The organism is Streptomyces sp. NPDC046335, from assembly GCF_055587985.1.
Window position 1 is genome coordinate 15,194 of sequence record NZ_JBVJFF010000008.1, and the last position, 14,925, is coordinate 30,118.

Sequence of the window (14,925 nt, forward strand, 5' to 3'; positions counted from 1 at the left end):
GCCCCGGAGCCGGTCGACCGCCGGGCCCCCGGCTCACGGACCCTGCGAGCACCGGGCGAGGCACGGAGGCCCCAGCACCGCCCCACACCGCAGGCCACGGGGGGCGGCCAGGCCTCGTACTGAGCCCCAGAGCCGGTCGACCGCCGAGCCCCAGCGGTCGGGCCTCCCGTCCCCGGGCCCCAGCCTCCCCCGGCCCCCGCCCTGCCCCTGACCCCGCCCCCCAGCGGCAAGGCTGGCCGAGGCCGGCCAAAGCCGGCTACCCCCCGTCACCCCCCGCGAACAGCACCCGTTCCAGTTCTCCGTAGGTGACCCCGTGCTCCGCCAGGGCCTCGGAGACCGTGCCGGGGCGGACCGTGAGGGCGAGGAGGATGTGGTGGGCGCCGATGGAGCGGTCGCGGCGGGCCGTCGCGATGCGGAGGGACTTGACGAGGACCTCCTTGGCGTCGCGCGTGAACGGCAGATGCCCCGACCAGCCCCAGCCGCGCAGCCCCTTGCCCCGCCGGGCGCCCCCGCCGGACCCCGCACCGGCCAGCACCCCGGCCCCGTGCGCCTCCTCGACCCGGGAGACGATCTCGTCCACGTCGATGCCGAGCCCGGCGAGCGCCTCGGTGTCGGCCTGGGAGAGCCCGCCCCTGCGCCGCGCCTCGGCGAGGGCCGCTTCGAGCGACTCCCGCCGGTCCACCGCGCCCAGGGCCGTCAGCGCGAAGGCGGCACGGCCGGCGGTACCCTCGGCCGGCTGCGCGAGCAGGGCAAGGAGCATGTGCCCGTCGTCGACCGCCGCCGCCCCCGCCCGTTCCGCCTGTCCGGTCGCTCCGAGCACCACGGCGCGGGCGTCTTCGGTGAATCGCTCGAACATCACTGCCTCCCGTACTTCTTGTGCACGGCCTGCCTGCTCACTCCGAGCTCCGCGGCGATCTCCTGCCACGACCAGCCCTGCATGCGCGCGCTGCGCACCTGCACGGCCTCCAACTGCTCCACCAGCTTCCGCAGTGCGGTCACGGCCCGCAGTCCGACCCGGGGGTCACGATCGCCCGCGCGCTCGGCGAGATCCGTTGCTTCGGTCATGGATGTCAACTTACGTTGACATCGGCCGTTCGTCAACCATGGTTGACGACACGGGGAGGCGGCACCGGCGTACGCGGCTCTCAGACCTCCAGCACGATCTTGCCGAAGAGATCGCCGGAGGCGAGCCGTTCGAAGCCATCGCGCGCCCGGTCGAGGGGCAGCACCTCGTCGATCACGGGCCGCACCCCCGTGGCCGCGCAGAACGCGAGGAGGTCCTCCAGTTCGTCCTTGGTGCCCATCGTCGAGCCGACGACCTTCAGTTCCAGGAAGAAGATCCGGGTGAGCTCCGCGTGCGCGGGCCGGTCACCGCTCGTCGCCCCCGAGATGACCAGCGTGCCGCCGGGCTTCAGCGACTTGACCGAGTGGGACCACGTCGCCGCGCCGACCGTCTCGATCACCGCGTCCACCCGCTCCGGCAGCCGCGCGCCGGACTCGACCGCCTCCACCGCCCCCAGCTCCAGGGCCCGCTTCCGCTTGGCCTCGTCCCGGCTCGTGGCGAAGACCCGGAGGCCCGCCGCCTTGCCGAGCACGATCGCGGCCGTGGCGACACCGCCGCCGGCGCCCTGCACGAGGACCGAGTCGCCGGGCCGTACACCGGCGTTGGTGAAGAGCATGCGGTACGCGGTGAGCCACGCGGTCGGCAGACAGGCCGCCTCCGCGAAGGACAGCTCCTTGGGCTTGGGCAGCACGTTCCAGGTGGGCACGGCGACCCGCTCGGCGAACGTCCCCTGGTACTTCTCCGTCAGGATGGAGCGGCTCTCGCGCGGGCCGACACCGTGGCCGGACTGGCCGATGACGGAGTGCAGGACGACCTCGTTGCCGTCCTCGTCGATCCCTGCGGCGTCGCAGCCGAGGATCATCGGCAGCTTCTCCTCGCCGAGGCCGACCCCGCGCAGCGACCACAGGTCGTGGTGGTTGAGGGAGGCGGCTCGGACGTTCACGGTCGACCAGCCGGGGCGGGCGTCGGGGGCCGGGCGCTCCCCCAACTCCAGGCCTGAAAGCGGCTGGTCACGGTCGATTCGGGCGGCATAGGCAGCGAACATGCCGCCGACCCTAGGCCGCCGCCGGGCCACGGCGGAACCTCGTACGACTGTGACACGCGCCGCGCTCCGCCTCGTACGACGGTGACACGCGCCGCGCCCCCCGCCGCGAGGAACACGGCAGGGGGCGCGGACGGCGCGCCGGGCATCCGGCGACGGGCGCTCAGCGGCGGGCGACGCCCTCCGCGCGGGCCGTGGCGGCGACGGCCGCGGTCACGGCCGGGGCGACCCGCTCGTCGAACGGCGACGGGATCACGTAATCCGCGGCGAGCTCGTCACCCACGACGGCCGCGAGGGCGTCGGCGGCGGCGATCTTCATGCCCTCGGTGATCCGCGAGGCACGGACCTGGAGGGCACCGGCGAAGATGCCGGGGAAGGCGAGCACGTTGTTGATCTGGTTGGGGTAGTCCGACCGTCCGGTCGCCACCACGGCCGCGTACTTGTGCGCGACGTCGGGGTGGACCTCCGGGTTCGGGTTGGCCATGGCGAAGACGAAGGCGTCGGGGGCCATGGACGCGACGGCCGCCTCGGGGACGGTGCCGCCCGAGACGCCGATGAACACGTCGGCCCCGGCGAGCGCGGACTCCAGCGAGCCGCTGAGCCCGGCCTTGTTCGTGAGCTCGGCCAGCTCCCGCTTGACCGGGGTGAGGTCCTCCCGGTCCCGGCTCACGACGCCCTTGCGGTCCGCGACCGCCACGTCGCCGAGCCCCGCCTCCAGCAGGAACTTGGCGATGGCGACACCGGCGGCACCGGCCCCGGAGATCACGGCGCGCAGCTCGCCGAGCGTGCGCCCGGTCAGCTTCGCCGCGTTGCGCAGCGCGGCCAGAGTCACCACGGCCGTGCCGTGCTGGTCGTCGTGGAAGACCGGGATGTCGAGCCGCTCCTGGAGCTTGCGCTCGATCTCGAAGCAGCGGGGCGCCGAGATGTCCTCCAGGTTCACGCCGCCGAAGGACGGGGCGAGCCGCACCACGGTGTCGACGATCTCGTCGGCGTCGGTCGTCGCGAGCGCGATCGGCACCGCGTCCACGCCGCCGAACTGCTTGAAGAGAATGGCCTTGCCCTCCATGACGGGGAGGGAGGCCTCGGGCCCGATGTCCCCGAGGCCGAGCACGGCGGTCCCGTCGGTCACGACGGCGACCACGTTCGACTTCCACGTGTAGTCGTGGACGAGCTCCGGCTGCTCCGCGATGGCACTGCACACTTTCGCGACGCCGGGCGTGTACGCGAGGGACAGGTCGTCCTTGTCGCGGACCGGCACGGTGGCCTGCACAGCCATCTTGCCGCCGCGGTGCAGCGCAAACGCCGGATCGAAGGGTTCCGCAGCATCCGCGGGGCCCTCGTGATCCGTACTGCTGTCGCTGCGAGGATTGACGATCTCCGCTGCCACTTGTCTGACCCCTTAAGTCTTAATCATTCGTTGAGGGTGTCCGCTCCTGGTTGAGAAGCGGGCGGGCACCGCGTCCGTTCTCCGCCTGTCGGCGGAGGGAGGTACGGACACGCGGGCGCGCCGCACACGCGCCCTGAGCCCCGGATGAGGGGTGTAACCACTCTTTCTACCCGACAGCGGCAGGAAGGGGCGAGTGACATTGGTTGCAGCCGGGCGCAGAGGAGCGCGGGAGCCGGGAGGCGTCACGCCGGGTGCCCCAATTGACCCGTATCGCGCTCACGCGGGGTCCAGATGGCGAGATTCGCCGCCTATCGGCCGGTTGGCGCGGATTGGCTCCGGAACCTTTTCATCCGCACTGCACCGGCCTGTTGGGATTCGGATTCTTCCCGTTATCCGATTTTGACATCACGGGCACCCAGAATCGGACGGTCCGAATGGCAAGATGCCGTCATCACACGAGGTCGCGACACCCGAAGGTGTGTGCACGACTCATCGGCCACTCCCTCATCCGCCGGAGGACCCACCATGACCGCAGGCTCCATTTGTCGTAAGACCGCAGCGAAGTCCGCGAAGTCCCGGATCGCGGCGGTCGGCGCGATCGCGGTCGCCGGCACGCTGCTGCTGTCCGGCTGTGGCGACCAGACCAAGGACAAGAGCGGCGAAACGGCCAGCGATGCCCCGCTCGCCGACAAGCTCCCCAAGGACATACGCGACAAGGGCGTGATCAAGGTCGGGTCGGACATCGCCTACCCGCCGGTCGAGTTCAAGGACAAGTCGGGCAACACCGTCGGCATCGACCCGGACCTGGGCAAGGCGCTGGGCAAGCAGCTCGGCGTGGAGTTCGAGTTCGAGAACGGCACCTTCGACACCCTCCTCGGCGGCCTGCGCTCCAAGCGCTACCAGATCGCCATGTCGGCCATGACGGACACCAAGAACCGCCAGGAAGGCGTCGACGAGGACACCGGCAAGAAGGTCGGCACCGGCGTCGACTTCGTCGACTACTTCACGGCCGGTGTCTCGATCTACACCAAGAAGGGCGACGACCAGGGGATCAAGACCTGGGCGGACCTCTGCGGCAAGAAGATCGTCGTCCAGCGCGGCACCGTCTCGCACGACCTGGCCAAGGCCGAGTCGAAGAAGTGCGAGGGCGGCAAGAAGATCTCGATCGAGCAGTTCGACAACGACCAGCAGGCCCAGGCGCGGCTGCGCTCCGGCGGCGCCGACGCCGGCTCCTCCGACTTCCCGGTGGCCGCGTACGCGGTGAAGACCTCGGGCGGCGGCAAGGACTTCGAGCTGGTCGGCGAGCAGGTCGAGGCGGCCCCGTACGGCATCGCGGTCTCCAAGAAGAACCCCGAGCTGCGCGACGCGATCAAGGCCGCGCTCGACGCGATCATCAAGAACGGCGAGTACGGCAAGATCATCGCGAAGTGGGGCGTGAAGGACGGCGCGGTCGAGGAAGCCACCGTCAACGGCGGCAAGTGACCGACGTTCCTCCTAGTCGCTGAAAGGCCACTGACGTGACCACCGACATCTCCAAGAAGGGCCCCGGGGACGACGTGCCGAAGGCACGGCCGGCGGAGGCCATCAAGGCCATCCCGGTCCGGCACTTCGGCCGCTACGTCGCCGCGGTCCTCGCCATCGGCGTCCTCGCCTCCATCGTCTACGCCTTCTCGCAGGGCGACATCAGCTGGGGCGCGATCCCCGACAACTTCTTCGACGACCGCATCCTCAAGGGTGTCCGCGAGACGCTGATCCTGACGTTCCTCTCGATGCTCATCGGCGTCGTCGGCGGCGTCATCCTCTCCGTGATGCGCCTGTCGAAGAACCCGGTGACCTCGTCGATCGCCTGGTTCTACATCTGGTTCTTCCGCGGTACGCCGGTCCTGGTCCAGCTCTTCGTCTGGTTCAACCTCGGCTTCGTCTTCGACTACGTGAACCTCGGCCCCGTCTACAAGGACGAGTGGTCGGACTTCATGACGCCGTTCCTGACGGCGCTGCTCGGCCTCGGTCTCAACGAGGCCGCGTACATGGCGGAGATCTGCCGCGCCGGTCTGCTCTCGGTCGACGAGGGCCAGACCGAGGCGTCGCACGCCCTCGGCATGAGCCACAACAAGACGCTGCGCCGCGTGGTCCTGCCGCAGGCGATGCGCGTCGTCGTGCCGCCGACGGGCAACGAGTTCATCAACATGCTGAAGACGACGTCGCTGGTCGCCGCCGTCCAGTACTACGAGCTCCTCAAGTACGCCCAGGACATCGGCACCTCGTCGGGCGCGACGGTCGAGACGCTGCTGCTCGCCGCCTGCTGGTACCTGATCATGACGTCGGTCCTCAGCATCGGCCAGTTCTACCTGGAGCGTTACTACGCGCGCGGTTCGTCGCGCTCCCTGCCGAGCACTCCATGGCAGAAGATCAAGGCCAACATGCTGTCCCTCAACAGCCCGCGGGGAGGCACCGCATGACCGCCATGGTGAAGGCCGAGAACGTCCACAAGTCGTTCGGCAGCGTAGAAGTGCTCAAGGGCATCGACCTGGAGGTCAAGACGGGCGAGGTCTTCTGCCTCATCGGCCCCTCCGGCTCCGGCAAGTCGACGTTCCTGCGCTGCATCAACCACCTGGAGAAGATCAACGCCGGCCGGCTGTACGTCGACGGGGAACTGGTCGGCTACCGGCAGAAGGGGGACAAGCTGTACGAGCTCAAGGACAGCGAAGTCGCCCTCAAGCGCCGCGACATCGGCATGGTCTTCCAGCGCTTCAACCTCTTCCCGCACATGACGGCCCTGGAGAACGTCATGGAGGCGCCGGTCCAGGTCAAGGGCGTCGCCAAGGCCCAGGCCCGGGAGCGCGCGGGACAGCTTCTGGAGCGCGTGGGCCTCGCCGACAAGGCGGGCAACTACCCCTCGCAGCTCTCCGGCGGCCAGCAGCAGCGCGTCGCGATCGCGCGGGCGCTCGCGATGGACCCGAAGCTGATGCTGTTCGACGAGCCGACGTCGGCGCTCGACCCCGAGCTGGTCGGTGACGTGCTCGACGTGATGCGCGACCTCGCGGAGTCCGGCATGACGATGGTCGTCGTCACGCACGAGATGGGCTTCGCGCGCGAGGTCGGCGACAGCCTCGTCTTCATGGACGAGGGCGTGGTGGTCGAGTCGGGCCACCCGCGCGACGTCCTGACGAACCCGCAACAGGAGCGGACGCAGTCGTTCCTGTCCAAGGTGCTCTGACGCCCTGACCGAGGGCGCCCCGTGAGGGGCACGCAGAACTGCGCGAGCGACCACGACGCGCCCGTGGACGCACGGAAAGGGGCGGTACGGAAGTGATCCGTACCGCCCCTTCCTGCGCAACGGCTACTTCAGCCCCAGGACCACCGCGTCCGCGGGCGAGGCCCAGACCGGGCGGGCCTCGGCGAAGCCTGCCTCGCGCAGCGTCCGCGCATGCCACTCCGCGGAGGGCATGTCGCCGTCGGCGTGCTCCCCGTAGATCTCGAACCGCTTGGCGGTGGGCTCGGCGAGGACCGGGTCCTGGGCCGCGAGCCGCCACCACTCCTTCCAGTCCAGGACGCCCTCGGCCTTGGCGCGCTCCATCTGCCGGTGGCGGAAGGCGCCCTCCGCGGCGTTCAGGCGCGGGGTGGCGGGGTCGGGCATGTGGTCGGCGTTCATGAAGACGCCGCCGTCGCGCACGAGCCCCGCGACCTGGCCGTAGAGGGCGGCGAGCGGCTCGCTGAAGAGCCAGTGCAGGGCGGTCGCGGTGAGCACGGCGTCGTAGCTGTCGTGCGGGAGCGCGGCGGCCCAGTCGGGGTCCTTGAGGTCCGCGGTGACGAAGGTGACCCGGTCGTCCCCGGCGAACGTGCCCTCGGCGATGGTGAGCAGCGCGGGGTCCAGGTCGACGCCGACGCTGGTGGCTTCGGGGAACCTCTTGAGCAGCCGGTCCGTAATACTTCCCGTACCGCACGCGAGGTCGAGGACGCGCGGTGCGGTTCCGACCACGGCCTCGACCATGTCGAGCATGATCGTGAAACGCTCCTCGCGGTCGGGCAGGTACCACTGCTGCTGCCGGTCCCAGCTGTCCTGCCAGGCCCGCCAGTCGGTGCCGAGCCCGGTTCCCGTACCCGTCTCCGTCATCGAAACCCCTCCACTCCGTAATACCCTGGTACCGCAGACGGCTATTACTTGCCGATGAGTCGACCATAGACCGCCCTCGTAAGGACTACAAGTGGAACTGGCCTATTACTCGGACTACGCCGTACGCCTGGTCAACAGCGAGGAGCCGGGCCGCAACAAGGACACGCTGACCTCCGTCGAGGTGATCAGGGAGCTGTTCGGGCCGAGCACGCAGATGGCCCGCCGCGCGACGGACGCCGACGTCACGCGCTTCCGGTCGGTCCGGGCGCGGCTGCGTGCGGTGTTCGAGGCAGCGGACGGCGACGACGAGACGCTCGCGGTCGACCTGCTGAACTCACTGCTCCTGGAGTTCCCGGTGAGCCCGCAGATCTCGGGGCACGACCACCGGGACGACGACGGGCGCCCGTTGTGGCACATGCACCTGGCGGACCACCCCTCGAACGCCACCGCCGGGTACGCGGCCATCGCCGCGATGGGCCTCGCCTTCCACCTCACCGAGCACGGCGTGGAGCGCCTGGGCCTGTGCGAGGCGGCACCGTGCCGCAACGCCTACCTCGACACGTCCACCAACCGCTCCCGGCGCTACTGCTCGGACCGCTGCGCGACCCGCGCCAACGTCGCCGCCTACCGCGCCCGCAAGCGCCTGGAGACGGAGCGCTCGGCGAGCACGGGACGCACGGCCGAGACCGTCCAGCGCGCCAGCGCGAGCGGTGAGCGGCGCCCCGGCGTGGGCGGGCGGTAGCGGAACCACACCTTCCCGAGGACGAGGTCCTCGGGGACCACGCCGTAGTCGGTGCTGTCGCCGCCCGCGAACGTGTTGTCGCCGAGCACCCACCAGCCGCCGTCACGGCGTTCCTTGGCCCGCTTGACCACCAGCAGGTCCTGCTGGAACGGGTGACGCAGGATCACCACGTCACCCGGGCGGACGCGTGCGCCCCACCGGACGAGCAGCCGGTCCCCGTGAAGCAGTGTGGGCACCATGGAGGGGCCCGTCACCTCGGCCGCGCCCCATGGCAGCGCGGCCCTTCCGCCCTCGGTCTCCTGCGACAGCTCCGGCATCGCCGGCACCTCCCCGGTCCCATCGTCCACCAGTCCCAGTCTGACCCTGGACTTTTGTCCTAAGCCCATGGGGGCACTCGCGAAATCCGGTCTCTCACGGAGTAATGTCCCACCTGAGAAGACGATCACGAGGAGGACCGCTCCATGCTTTCCCGCCTGTTTGCCCCCACGGTAAAGGTCAGCGCGCACTGCGACCTGCCCTGCGGCGTGTACGACCCCGCCCAGGCCCGGATCGAGGCCGAGTCGGTCAAGGCCGTGCAGGAGAAGATGGCCGCCAACGACGACGCGCACTACCAGGCGCGCGCCACGGTCATCAAGGAGCAGCGTGCCGAGCTCGCCAAGCACCACGTTTCGGTGCTCTGGAGCGACTACTTCAAGCCCCCGCACTTCGAGAAGTACCCGGAGCTGCACCAGCTGGTCAACGACACCCTGAAGGCCCTCTCGGCCGCCAAGGCGTCGACGGACCCGGCCACGGGCCAGAAGGCGCTGGACTACATCGCCCAGATCGACAAGATCTTCTGGGAGACCAAGAAGGCCTGAACCAGGCTTTTTTCCGAAGGGGCCCGTCCGCTGTTCCCGGGACGGGTCCCTTCGGCGTTCCGTCCCGACTAGCCGGCCGCGCCGCGGGGCCGGGCGAGGCCCAGGTCGTACGCGAGGATCGTCGCCTGCACGCGGTCGCGCAGGCCCAGCTTTCCGAGCACGGCGTTGACATGCGACTTCACCGTGCCGGTGGTCACGCCGAGCGCCTCGGCGATCTCCCCGTTGGTGTGTCCGGCGGCGACGAGTGCCAGCACCTCGCCCTCGCGGGGCGTGAGGGTCTCCACGAGAGCGGGGTCCGGGGCGGGTGCCGTGTCGGCGAAGGCGTCGATCAGGCGGCGCGTGACGGTGGGCGCGAGCATCGCCTCGCCGGAGGCGACGACGCGGATACCGGCGAGGAGTTCCTGCGGCAGAGCGTCCTTGAGCAGGAATCCGGAGGCCCCGGCGCGCAGGGCGTCGTGCACGTAGGCGTCCTGGTCGAAGGTGGTCAGGACGAGGACGCGCGGTGCGGGCTCGGGCCCGTCGGTGAGCAGTCGGGTGGCGGTGAGGCCGTCCATCCCCGGCATGCGGATGTCCATGAGGACCACGTCCGGGGCCAGCTCGGCCGCCAGACGCACGGCGTCGGCCCCGTCCGCGGCCTCCCCGACCACATCGAGGTCCGGCTCGGCGTCGACGATCGCGGCGAACCCGGCCCGGACGACGGCTTGGTCATCGACGACCAGAACGCGGATGGTCCGGGCGCCGAGCCCTGAGTTGTCGGTGGTGCTGATGGTGCGGCTCCTTCGGGGGTGGGGGAGAGAAACCGGTTCGTCGGGGCCGCCGGTGGACGGGCAGCGACCGATCGGCGGCCGGGCGGCGGCCGAGCAGCGGCCGGGGCCGTGGCACGCGCCTCGCCTCCCCGGTGGCCCGACAGCCTCCGTTGGTAGCCCGATGGTCTCCATTGGCAGTCCGACAGCCTCCATGCTGGCCCGGCGGTTCCCATGCTGGCCCGACAGCCTCCATGGTGGCCCGGCGGCCCCATTGTTGACCCGGCGGTCTCCATGCTGGCCCGGCGGTCTCCTTTGGTGGCCCGGCGGTCTCCATTGGTGGCCCGGCGGTCTCCATTGGTGGCCGGTCACCTCCATGGTGGCCCGATCGTACGGAAAGCGTGGCCAGGCGGCGGCCGAGCGGAGGCCTCCCCGGCCGGGGGCTCGCCGCCCGCGCCCCGTCCCCGCAGGGAAGGATCACCGCCCGCGCGTATGCCCCAGGGAGGAGGCGATGATCGTACGAGCGGCCGACGCGAGGCCGCGGGACCGCCGGAATCCTTGACGCATGACGTCCCCCTACTCCCCCTACTCCCCCGCCTCACCGCCGAACCCCTGGGGCCCGCCCCCCGTTCCGTACCCCTACGAGCCCCAGCCCCCGTACGTGCCGCCGCCGCTCCCGTACCACCGTCTCGCCCTGTCCACCGGCACGCACCGCTGGTGGCGGCCGGTGGCCGGGACCGCCGTGGTGCTCGGTGGCGTGGTCGCCGCCGTGCTCCTCGTGCTGCTCGGCGCGCAGCTCGCGGGTGCGGCCCTCGACCGGCCCGTCGACAAGGACGGGCTCCACGTCTGGGGCGGCATCGGGGAGACGGGGCAGGGCCTGCTCACCCTGGCGCTGCTGCTCCCGGTGGTGTTCCTCGCCGCCCGCTGGTCCCAGGGGCGCCCGGCGGGGACGGTGTCGTCGGTGGTCGGACGGCTGCGCTGGGACTGGCTGGTGCGCTGCCTGCTCCTCGCGGTGCCGCTGGTCGCCGCGTCGATCGGGGCCATGCTGCTGCTCCCCGAGTCGTCGGGCGACGGCACGGAAGACATGGTGTGGGCCGGGCTCCCCGACTTCCTGCTCGGCCTCGCCATGGTCTGCGTGCTCGTGCCGTTCCAGAGCGCGGCCGAGGAGTACGTGTTCCGGGGCTGGCTCACCCAGGCGGTCGGCGCCTGGTGCCGCTCGCCGTGGCTGGCGATCCTGCCGCAGGCACCGCTGTTCGCGGCGGCCCACGGCTGGGGCACACCGTGGGGCTTCGCGGACCTGGTGGTGTTCGCGCTGGTCGCGGGCGTGCTGACCCTGCGTACGGGGGGCCTTGAGGCGGCCATCGGACTCCACGTGATCAACAACCTGCTCGCCATGGGTCTTTCGGCCGCCGTCGCCGGAGCGCTCGCCTCCGACGAGACGGCCGCCGACATGGACGCGGCGGCGGTCGGCGTCGACGCCGTGATGATCTGCGGCTACGCGGTGCTGGTGCTGTGGTGGGCCCGGCGCCGGAAGGTCGAAGCGGTGGGCACGGGGGCAGCCGCTGCCTGACGCCCGGACGGCTTAATCGGTTGCCGCGCGCGGCGGCGGCCTGCTGCACTGGCGGAGTCGGCGAGCAGCCGGCACACGTCACCAGCGGCCCGCGCGCACTCCACGCGCGGCCCACCAAGGAGAAGAAATGCGGCGTTCGCGCATGTCCCGCCCAGAAGGAACTAACCCCTCTTCCAAGGACATGACGGTACGTGCAATCGCATTCACCTGCTCCGAACCTGAACCCGCACGCGAGCCCCGCCACTAGCACCGCCACTAGCCCCGCCACCAGCTCCGGCCCCGAGGCGGGCCCGAAACCGGGCGCCGGGCCGGGCGCGCGATATCTGAACCTCGGCATCCTCGCCCACATCGACGCCGGCAAGACCAGCCTCACCGAGCGGCTCCTGCACGGCGCGGGCGTCATCGACGAGGTCGGCCGCGTCGACGACGGCAGCACCCTCACCGACTCGCTCGCCCTGGAGCGGCAGCGCGGCATCACGATCAAGTCCGCGGTCGTCTCCTTCGCCATCGCCGCTCCCAGGGGCACGGGCGACGACGACGTCACGGTCAACCTGATCGACACCCCCGGGCACCCGGACTTCATCGCCGAGGTGGAGCGGGTCCTGAGCGTGCTCGACGGTGCCGTGCTCGTCATCTCCGCCGTGGAGGGCGTCCAGGCACAGACCCGCGTACTGCTGCGCACCCTGCGGCGCCTGCGCATCCCCACGCTCATCTTCGTGAACAAGGCCGACCGCACCGGCGCCCGCCACGAAGGCGTCCTCGAACACATCGCCCGGCGGCTCACCCCCGACATCACCCCGATGGGCACGGTCGAAGCACTCGGCACACGCGAGGCGCGCTTCACCCCGTTCACCACCGCGGCCCCGGGTCTGGCCGAACTGCTCGCCGGACACGACGACGAGCTGCTCACCGCGTACGTGGAGAACCCGGCCACCCTCACGTACGGGCGGCTGCGCCGTGAACTGGCCCGGCAGACCCGGCGCGCCCTCGTGCACCCCGTCTACTTCGGCTCCGCCATGACAGGCGTCGGCGTCGGCGAACTGGCGGCCGGAATCGCGGAGTTCCTGCCCTCCGACCCGGGGGACGCCGAAGCTCCGCTCTCCGGCAGCGTGTTCAAGGTCGAGCGCGGCACGGCCGGGGAGAAGATCGCGTACGTACGCGTGTTCTCGGGCACGGTCCGCACACGTGACCGGCTCGACATCGCGGCGGGCGACGGTACGGACGTCAGGGAGGGCAAGGTCACCGCCGTCAGCGTCTTCGAGCACGGCACGGACGAACGCGGCACGCGGGTCCCGGCGGGCCGCATCGGCAAGCTGTGGGGCCTGGGTGACGTGCGGATCGGTGACGTGATCGGCGTACCGCCCGAAGGGGCGGGGGCCGGAGGGCGGTTCTTCGCGCCGCCGACCCTGGAGACGGTCGTCGCCCCGGTCAGGACCGGCGACCGGGGCGCCCTGCACGTGGCCCTCACGCAGCTCGCCGAGCAGGACCCGCTGATCGACCTGCGGCAGGACGACGTACGGCAGGAGGTGTCCGTCTCGCTCTACGGCGAGGTCCAGAAGGAGGTCATCCAGGCGACCCTCGCCGCCGACTTCGGCCTGGACGTCACTTTCCGCGAGACGACCACGATCTGCGTGGAGCGGGTCGTCGGCACCGGCGAGGCGTTCGAGATCATCGACAAGGACCCGAACCCGTTCCTCGCCACGGTCGGGCTGCGGGTGGGGCCCGCGCCGGTCGGGGCCGGTGTGGAGTTCCGGCTCGGCGTGGAGCTCGGTTCGATGCCGTACGCGTTCTTCCGCGCGGTCGAGGAGACGGTCCGGGAGACGCTGGGCCAGGGACTGTACGGCTGGCGGATTCCCGACTGCACGGTCACGATGACGCACTCCGGGTACTGGCCGCGGCAGAGCCACGCGCACGGCACGTTCGACAAGAGCATGTCGAGCACCGCGGGGGACTTCCGGCACCTGACGCCGCTGGTCCTGATGGACGCGCTGCGCCGGGCGGGCACGGCGGTGCACGAGCCGATGCACCGCTTCAGGCTCGACCTGCCCGCCGACACCTTCGGGGCGGTGCTGCCGGTCCTGTCGCGGCTGCGGGCCGTGCCGCACACACCGACGACGAGCGAGGACGCGTACCGCCTGGAGGGAGACATCCCCGCGAACCAGGTGCACGCCCTGGAGCAGCAGTTGCCCGGGCTCACGCGCGGCGAGGGCGAGCTGGAGTCCGCCTTCGACCACTACGAGCCGGTGCGCGGCACCGCCCCGACCCGCGCGCGGACGGACGACGACCCGCTGCACCGCAAGGAGTACCTGCTCCGGGTGGTGCGCAGGACGAACGGGGGCGGCGGCAGTGGCAGCGGCCGGGATGGCGGCGGTGGTGGCGATGCCAGCGGCCGGAATGGCGGCGGCGGCCATGGCTGACCGGCCGCTGCCTCGCTCCGGGTCTTCCGGGCTCTCGTCCCCCGGCCTCCGGCTCCCGGCCCCCGGGCCCGCGCGGTCAGGCCAGCAGCGCCTCGGCGTCCAGGCCCCGCAGGCGCTCCGGGTCGGCGATGATGTTGATCTCGGTGATCCTGCCGTCCACGACCGTGAAGGCGCCGACCGAGAACACCGTGCCGCCGGGCGCCGCGATGAGGCCGGGCAGGCCGTTGACCAGCACCATGGCCTGGACGTCGGCGAGCCGCGCGAACATCGCCGCCTGCCCTGCCACCGTCGCCGCGCCCCGCACCAGCTTCGACAGGTCGGAGGAGAGGCCGCCGCTGTCCGCGCGGAGCACGACGTCGGGGTCGAGGAGCGTGAGCAGCGCGTCGAAGTCGCCCGCCTTGGTGGCCGCCATCCAGGCCTCGACGACCTCACGCTGCTTGGCGACATCGGTCTCGGGAGCCGGGGCGGAGCCCTGCACGCGGCGGCGGGCCCGGCTGGCGAGCTGCCGGGTCGCGGCGGCCGAGCGCTCCACCACGGGCGCGATGTCCTCGAACGGCACGGCGAACATGTCGTGCAGTACGAACGCCAGGCGCTCGGCGGGCGCGAGGGTGTCGAGCACGACGAGGAGGGCGAGGCCGACGGAGTCGGCGAGCAGCACCTCCTGCTCGGGGTCGACCGCGTCCAGGCGGCTCAGGACGGGGTCGGGCACATGGGTCTCCATGGAGACGTCCAGGGAGTCCTCGCGGCGGGACTGCCGGGAGCGCAGCAGGTCAAGACAGACCCGGCCGACCACGGTGGTGAGCCAGCCGCCGAGGTTCCGCACCTCCGCCACGTCGGAGCGGCTCAGCCTGAACCACGCCTCCTGGACCGCGTCCTCCGACTCCCCGAGCGAGCCCAGCATGCGGTACGCGACCGCGTTGAGACGGGGCCTGTGCTCCTCGAACGCGGCTGCCAGGGCAGCCTGTTCCGAACGGTTCTGATCCATCTGTC

General features: G+C 71.3%; 15 protein-coding genes. 7 read left to right on the forward strand and 8 right to left on the reverse strand.

What is annotated here, in order from left to right; all coding sequences use genetic code 11:
• Nucleotides 1–256 precede the first annotated feature (256 nt).
• From ACZ6JY_RS20235 to ACZ6JY_RS20250, 4 genes are all read right to left on the reverse strand, one after another.
• Complete coding sequence (locus ACZ6JY_RS20235; protein ID WP_469197373.1) at nucleotides 257–856, reverse strand: Clp protease N-terminal domain-containing protein; 600 nt, start codon at nucleotides 854–856, stop codon at nucleotides 257–259.
• Nucleotides 856–1,065 (reverse strand): helix-turn-helix domain-containing protein, encoded by a 210-nt coding sequence (locus tag ACZ6JY_RS20240; protein ID WP_369214859.1) that lies wholly within the window; start codon nucleotides 1,063–1,065, stop codon nucleotides 856–858. The genes ACZ6JY_RS20235 and ACZ6JY_RS20240 overlap by 1 nt, the downstream gene beginning before the upstream one ends.
• Before the next feature lie 80 nt (nucleotides 1,066–1,145).
• The gene (locus ACZ6JY_RS20245) at nucleotides 1,146–2,108 is read right to left on the reverse strand and encodes a zinc-binding dehydrogenase (RefSeq protein WP_469197374.1); all 963 of its coding nucleotides are present in this window, start codon (nucleotides 2,106–2,108) and stop codon (nucleotides 1,146–1,148) included.
• A gap of 160 nt (nucleotides 2,109–2,268) precedes the next feature.
• On the reverse strand, nucleotides 2,269–3,492 hold the full coding sequence (locus ACZ6JY_RS20250; protein WP_469197375.1) for an NAD(P)-dependent malic enzyme: 1,224 nt from the start codon (nucleotides 3,490–3,492) through the stop codon (nucleotides 2,269–2,271).
• Nucleotides 3,493–4,017: 525 nt separating this feature from the next.
• Here ACZ6JY_RS20250 and ACZ6JY_RS20255 point away from each other — a divergent pair.
• From ACZ6JY_RS20255 to ACZ6JY_RS20265, 3 genes are read left to right on the forward strand one after another with little or no spacing between them, the layout of a single operon-like run.
• Complete coding sequence (locus ACZ6JY_RS20255; protein ID WP_469197376.1) at nucleotides 4,018–4,974, forward strand: ABC transporter substrate-binding protein; 957 nt, start codon at nucleotides 4,018–4,020, stop codon at nucleotides 4,972–4,974.
• A 35-nt stretch (nucleotides 4,975–5,009) separates the two neighbouring features.
• Complete coding sequence (locus ACZ6JY_RS20260; RefSeq protein ID WP_469197377.1) at nucleotides 5,010–5,951, forward strand: amino acid ABC transporter permease; 942 nt, start codon at nucleotides 5,010–5,012, stop codon at nucleotides 5,949–5,951.
• On the forward strand, nucleotides 5,948–6,709 hold the full coding sequence (locus ACZ6JY_RS20265) for an amino acid ABC transporter ATP-binding protein (protein ID WP_469197378.1): 762 nt from the start codon (nucleotides 5,948–5,950) through the stop codon (nucleotides 6,707–6,709). Before ACZ6JY_RS20260 ends, ACZ6JY_RS20265 begins: the two co-directional genes overlap by 4 nt.
• 123 nt (nucleotides 6,710–6,832) lie before the next feature.
• On the opposite strand, the gene ACZ6JY_RS20270 is transcribed toward ACZ6JY_RS20265, so the two are convergent.
• The gene (locus ACZ6JY_RS20270; RefSeq protein WP_469197379.1) at nucleotides 6,833–7,606 is read right to left on the reverse strand and encodes a class I SAM-dependent methyltransferase; all 774 of its coding nucleotides are present in this window, start codon (nucleotides 7,604–7,606) and stop codon (nucleotides 6,833–6,835) included.
• A gap of 91 nt (nucleotides 7,607–7,697) precedes the next feature.
• Here ACZ6JY_RS20270 and ACZ6JY_RS20275 point away from each other — a divergent pair, with 91 nt between their 5' ends.
• Complete coding sequence (locus ACZ6JY_RS20275) at nucleotides 7,698–8,348, forward strand: CGNR zinc finger domain-containing protein (RefSeq protein WP_469197380.1); 651 nt, start codon at nucleotides 7,698–7,700, stop codon at nucleotides 8,346–8,348.
• Here the strand turns inward: ACZ6JY_RS20275 and sodX are convergent.
• Nucleotides 8,231–8,665: a nickel-type superoxide dismutase maturation protease gene (gene sodX / locus ACZ6JY_RS20280; RefSeq protein WP_447042176.1), complete on the reverse strand. Its 435-nt coding sequence runs from the start codon at nucleotides 8,663–8,665 to the stop codon at nucleotides 8,231–8,233. The two genes, ACZ6JY_RS20275 and sodX, sit on opposite strands and share 118 nt — an antisense overlap.
• A 144-nt stretch (nucleotides 8,666–8,809) precedes the next feature.
• On the opposite strand from sodX, the gene sodN reads away from it, so the two are divergent.
• Nucleotides 8,810–9,205 (forward strand): superoxide dismutase, Ni, encoded by a 396-nt coding sequence (gene sodN / locus ACZ6JY_RS20285; protein WP_363252409.1) that lies wholly within the window; start codon nucleotides 8,810–8,812, stop codon nucleotides 9,203–9,205.
• 68 nt (nucleotides 9,206–9,273) lie between these two features.
• On the opposite strand, the gene ACZ6JY_RS20290 is transcribed toward sodN, so the two are convergent.
• Nucleotides 9,274–9,972 (reverse strand): response regulator, encoded by a 699-nt coding sequence (locus tag ACZ6JY_RS20290; protein WP_469198002.1) that lies wholly within the window; start codon nucleotides 9,970–9,972, stop codon nucleotides 9,274–9,276.
• A gap of 541 nt (nucleotides 9,973–10,513) precedes the next feature.
• On the opposite strand from ACZ6JY_RS20290, the gene ACZ6JY_RS20295 reads away from it, so the two are divergent.
• Nucleotides 10,514–11,518, forward strand: a complete 1,005-nt coding sequence (locus ACZ6JY_RS20295) for a lysostaphin resistance A-like protein (protein ID WP_469197381.1) — start codon at nucleotides 10,514–10,516, stop codon at nucleotides 11,516–11,518.
• 323 nt (nucleotides 11,519–11,841) lie between these two features.
• Nucleotides 11,842–13,935, forward strand: a complete 2,094-nt coding sequence (locus tag ACZ6JY_RS20300) for a GTP-binding protein (protein WP_469198003.1) — start codon at nucleotides 11,842–11,844, stop codon at nucleotides 13,933–13,935.
• A gap of 76 nt (nucleotides 13,936–14,011) precedes the next feature.
• On the opposite strand, the gene sigJ is transcribed toward ACZ6JY_RS20300, so the two are convergent.
• Entirely contained in the window at nucleotides 14,012–14,920 is a 909-nt protein-coding gene (gene sigJ, locus ACZ6JY_RS20305) for an RNA polymerase sigma factor SigJ (protein ID WP_469197382.1), read from the reverse strand.
• Nucleotides 14,921–14,925 lie beyond the last annotated feature (5 nt).

Coding starts and splice junctions, on each gene's coding strand:
- ACZ6JY_RS20235 (WP_469197373.1), bottom strand. CDS start 856: ATGTTCGAGCGATTCACCGAAGACGCCCGCGCCGTGGTGCTCGGAGCG.
- ACZ6JY_RS20240 (WP_369214859.1), bottom strand. CDS start 1,065: ATGACCGAAGCAACGGATCTCGCCGAGCGCGCGGGCGATCGTGACCCC.
- ACZ6JY_RS20245 (WP_469197374.1), bottom strand. CDS start 2,108: ATGTTCGCTGCCTATGCCGCCCGAATCGACCGTGACCAGCCGCTTTCA.
- ACZ6JY_RS20255 (WP_469197376.1), top strand. CDS start 4,018: ATGACCGCAGGCTCCATTTGTCGTAAGACCGCAGCGAAGTCCGCGAAG.
- ACZ6JY_RS20265 (WP_469197378.1), top strand. CDS start 5,948: ATGACCGCCATGGTGAAGGCCGAGAACGTCCACAAGTCGTTCGGCAGC.
- ACZ6JY_RS20270 (WP_469197379.1), bottom strand. CDS start 7,606: ATGACGGAGACGGGTACGGGAACCGGGCTCGGCACCGACTGGCGGGCC.
- sodX (WP_447042176.1), bottom strand. CDS start 8,665: ATGCCGGAGCTGTCGCAGGAGACCGAGGGCGGAAGGGCCGCGCTGCCA.
- sodN (WP_363252409.1), top strand. CDS start 8,810: ATGCTTTCCCGCCTGTTTGCCCCCACGGTAAAGGTCAGCGCGCACTGC.
- ACZ6JY_RS20295 (WP_469197381.1), top strand. CDS start 10,514: ATGACGTCCCCCTACTCCCCCTACTCCCCCGCCTCACCGCCGAACCCC.
- sigJ (WP_469197382.1), bottom strand. CDS start 14,920: ATGGATCAGAACCGTTCGGAACAGGCTGCCCTGGCAGCCGCGTTCGAG.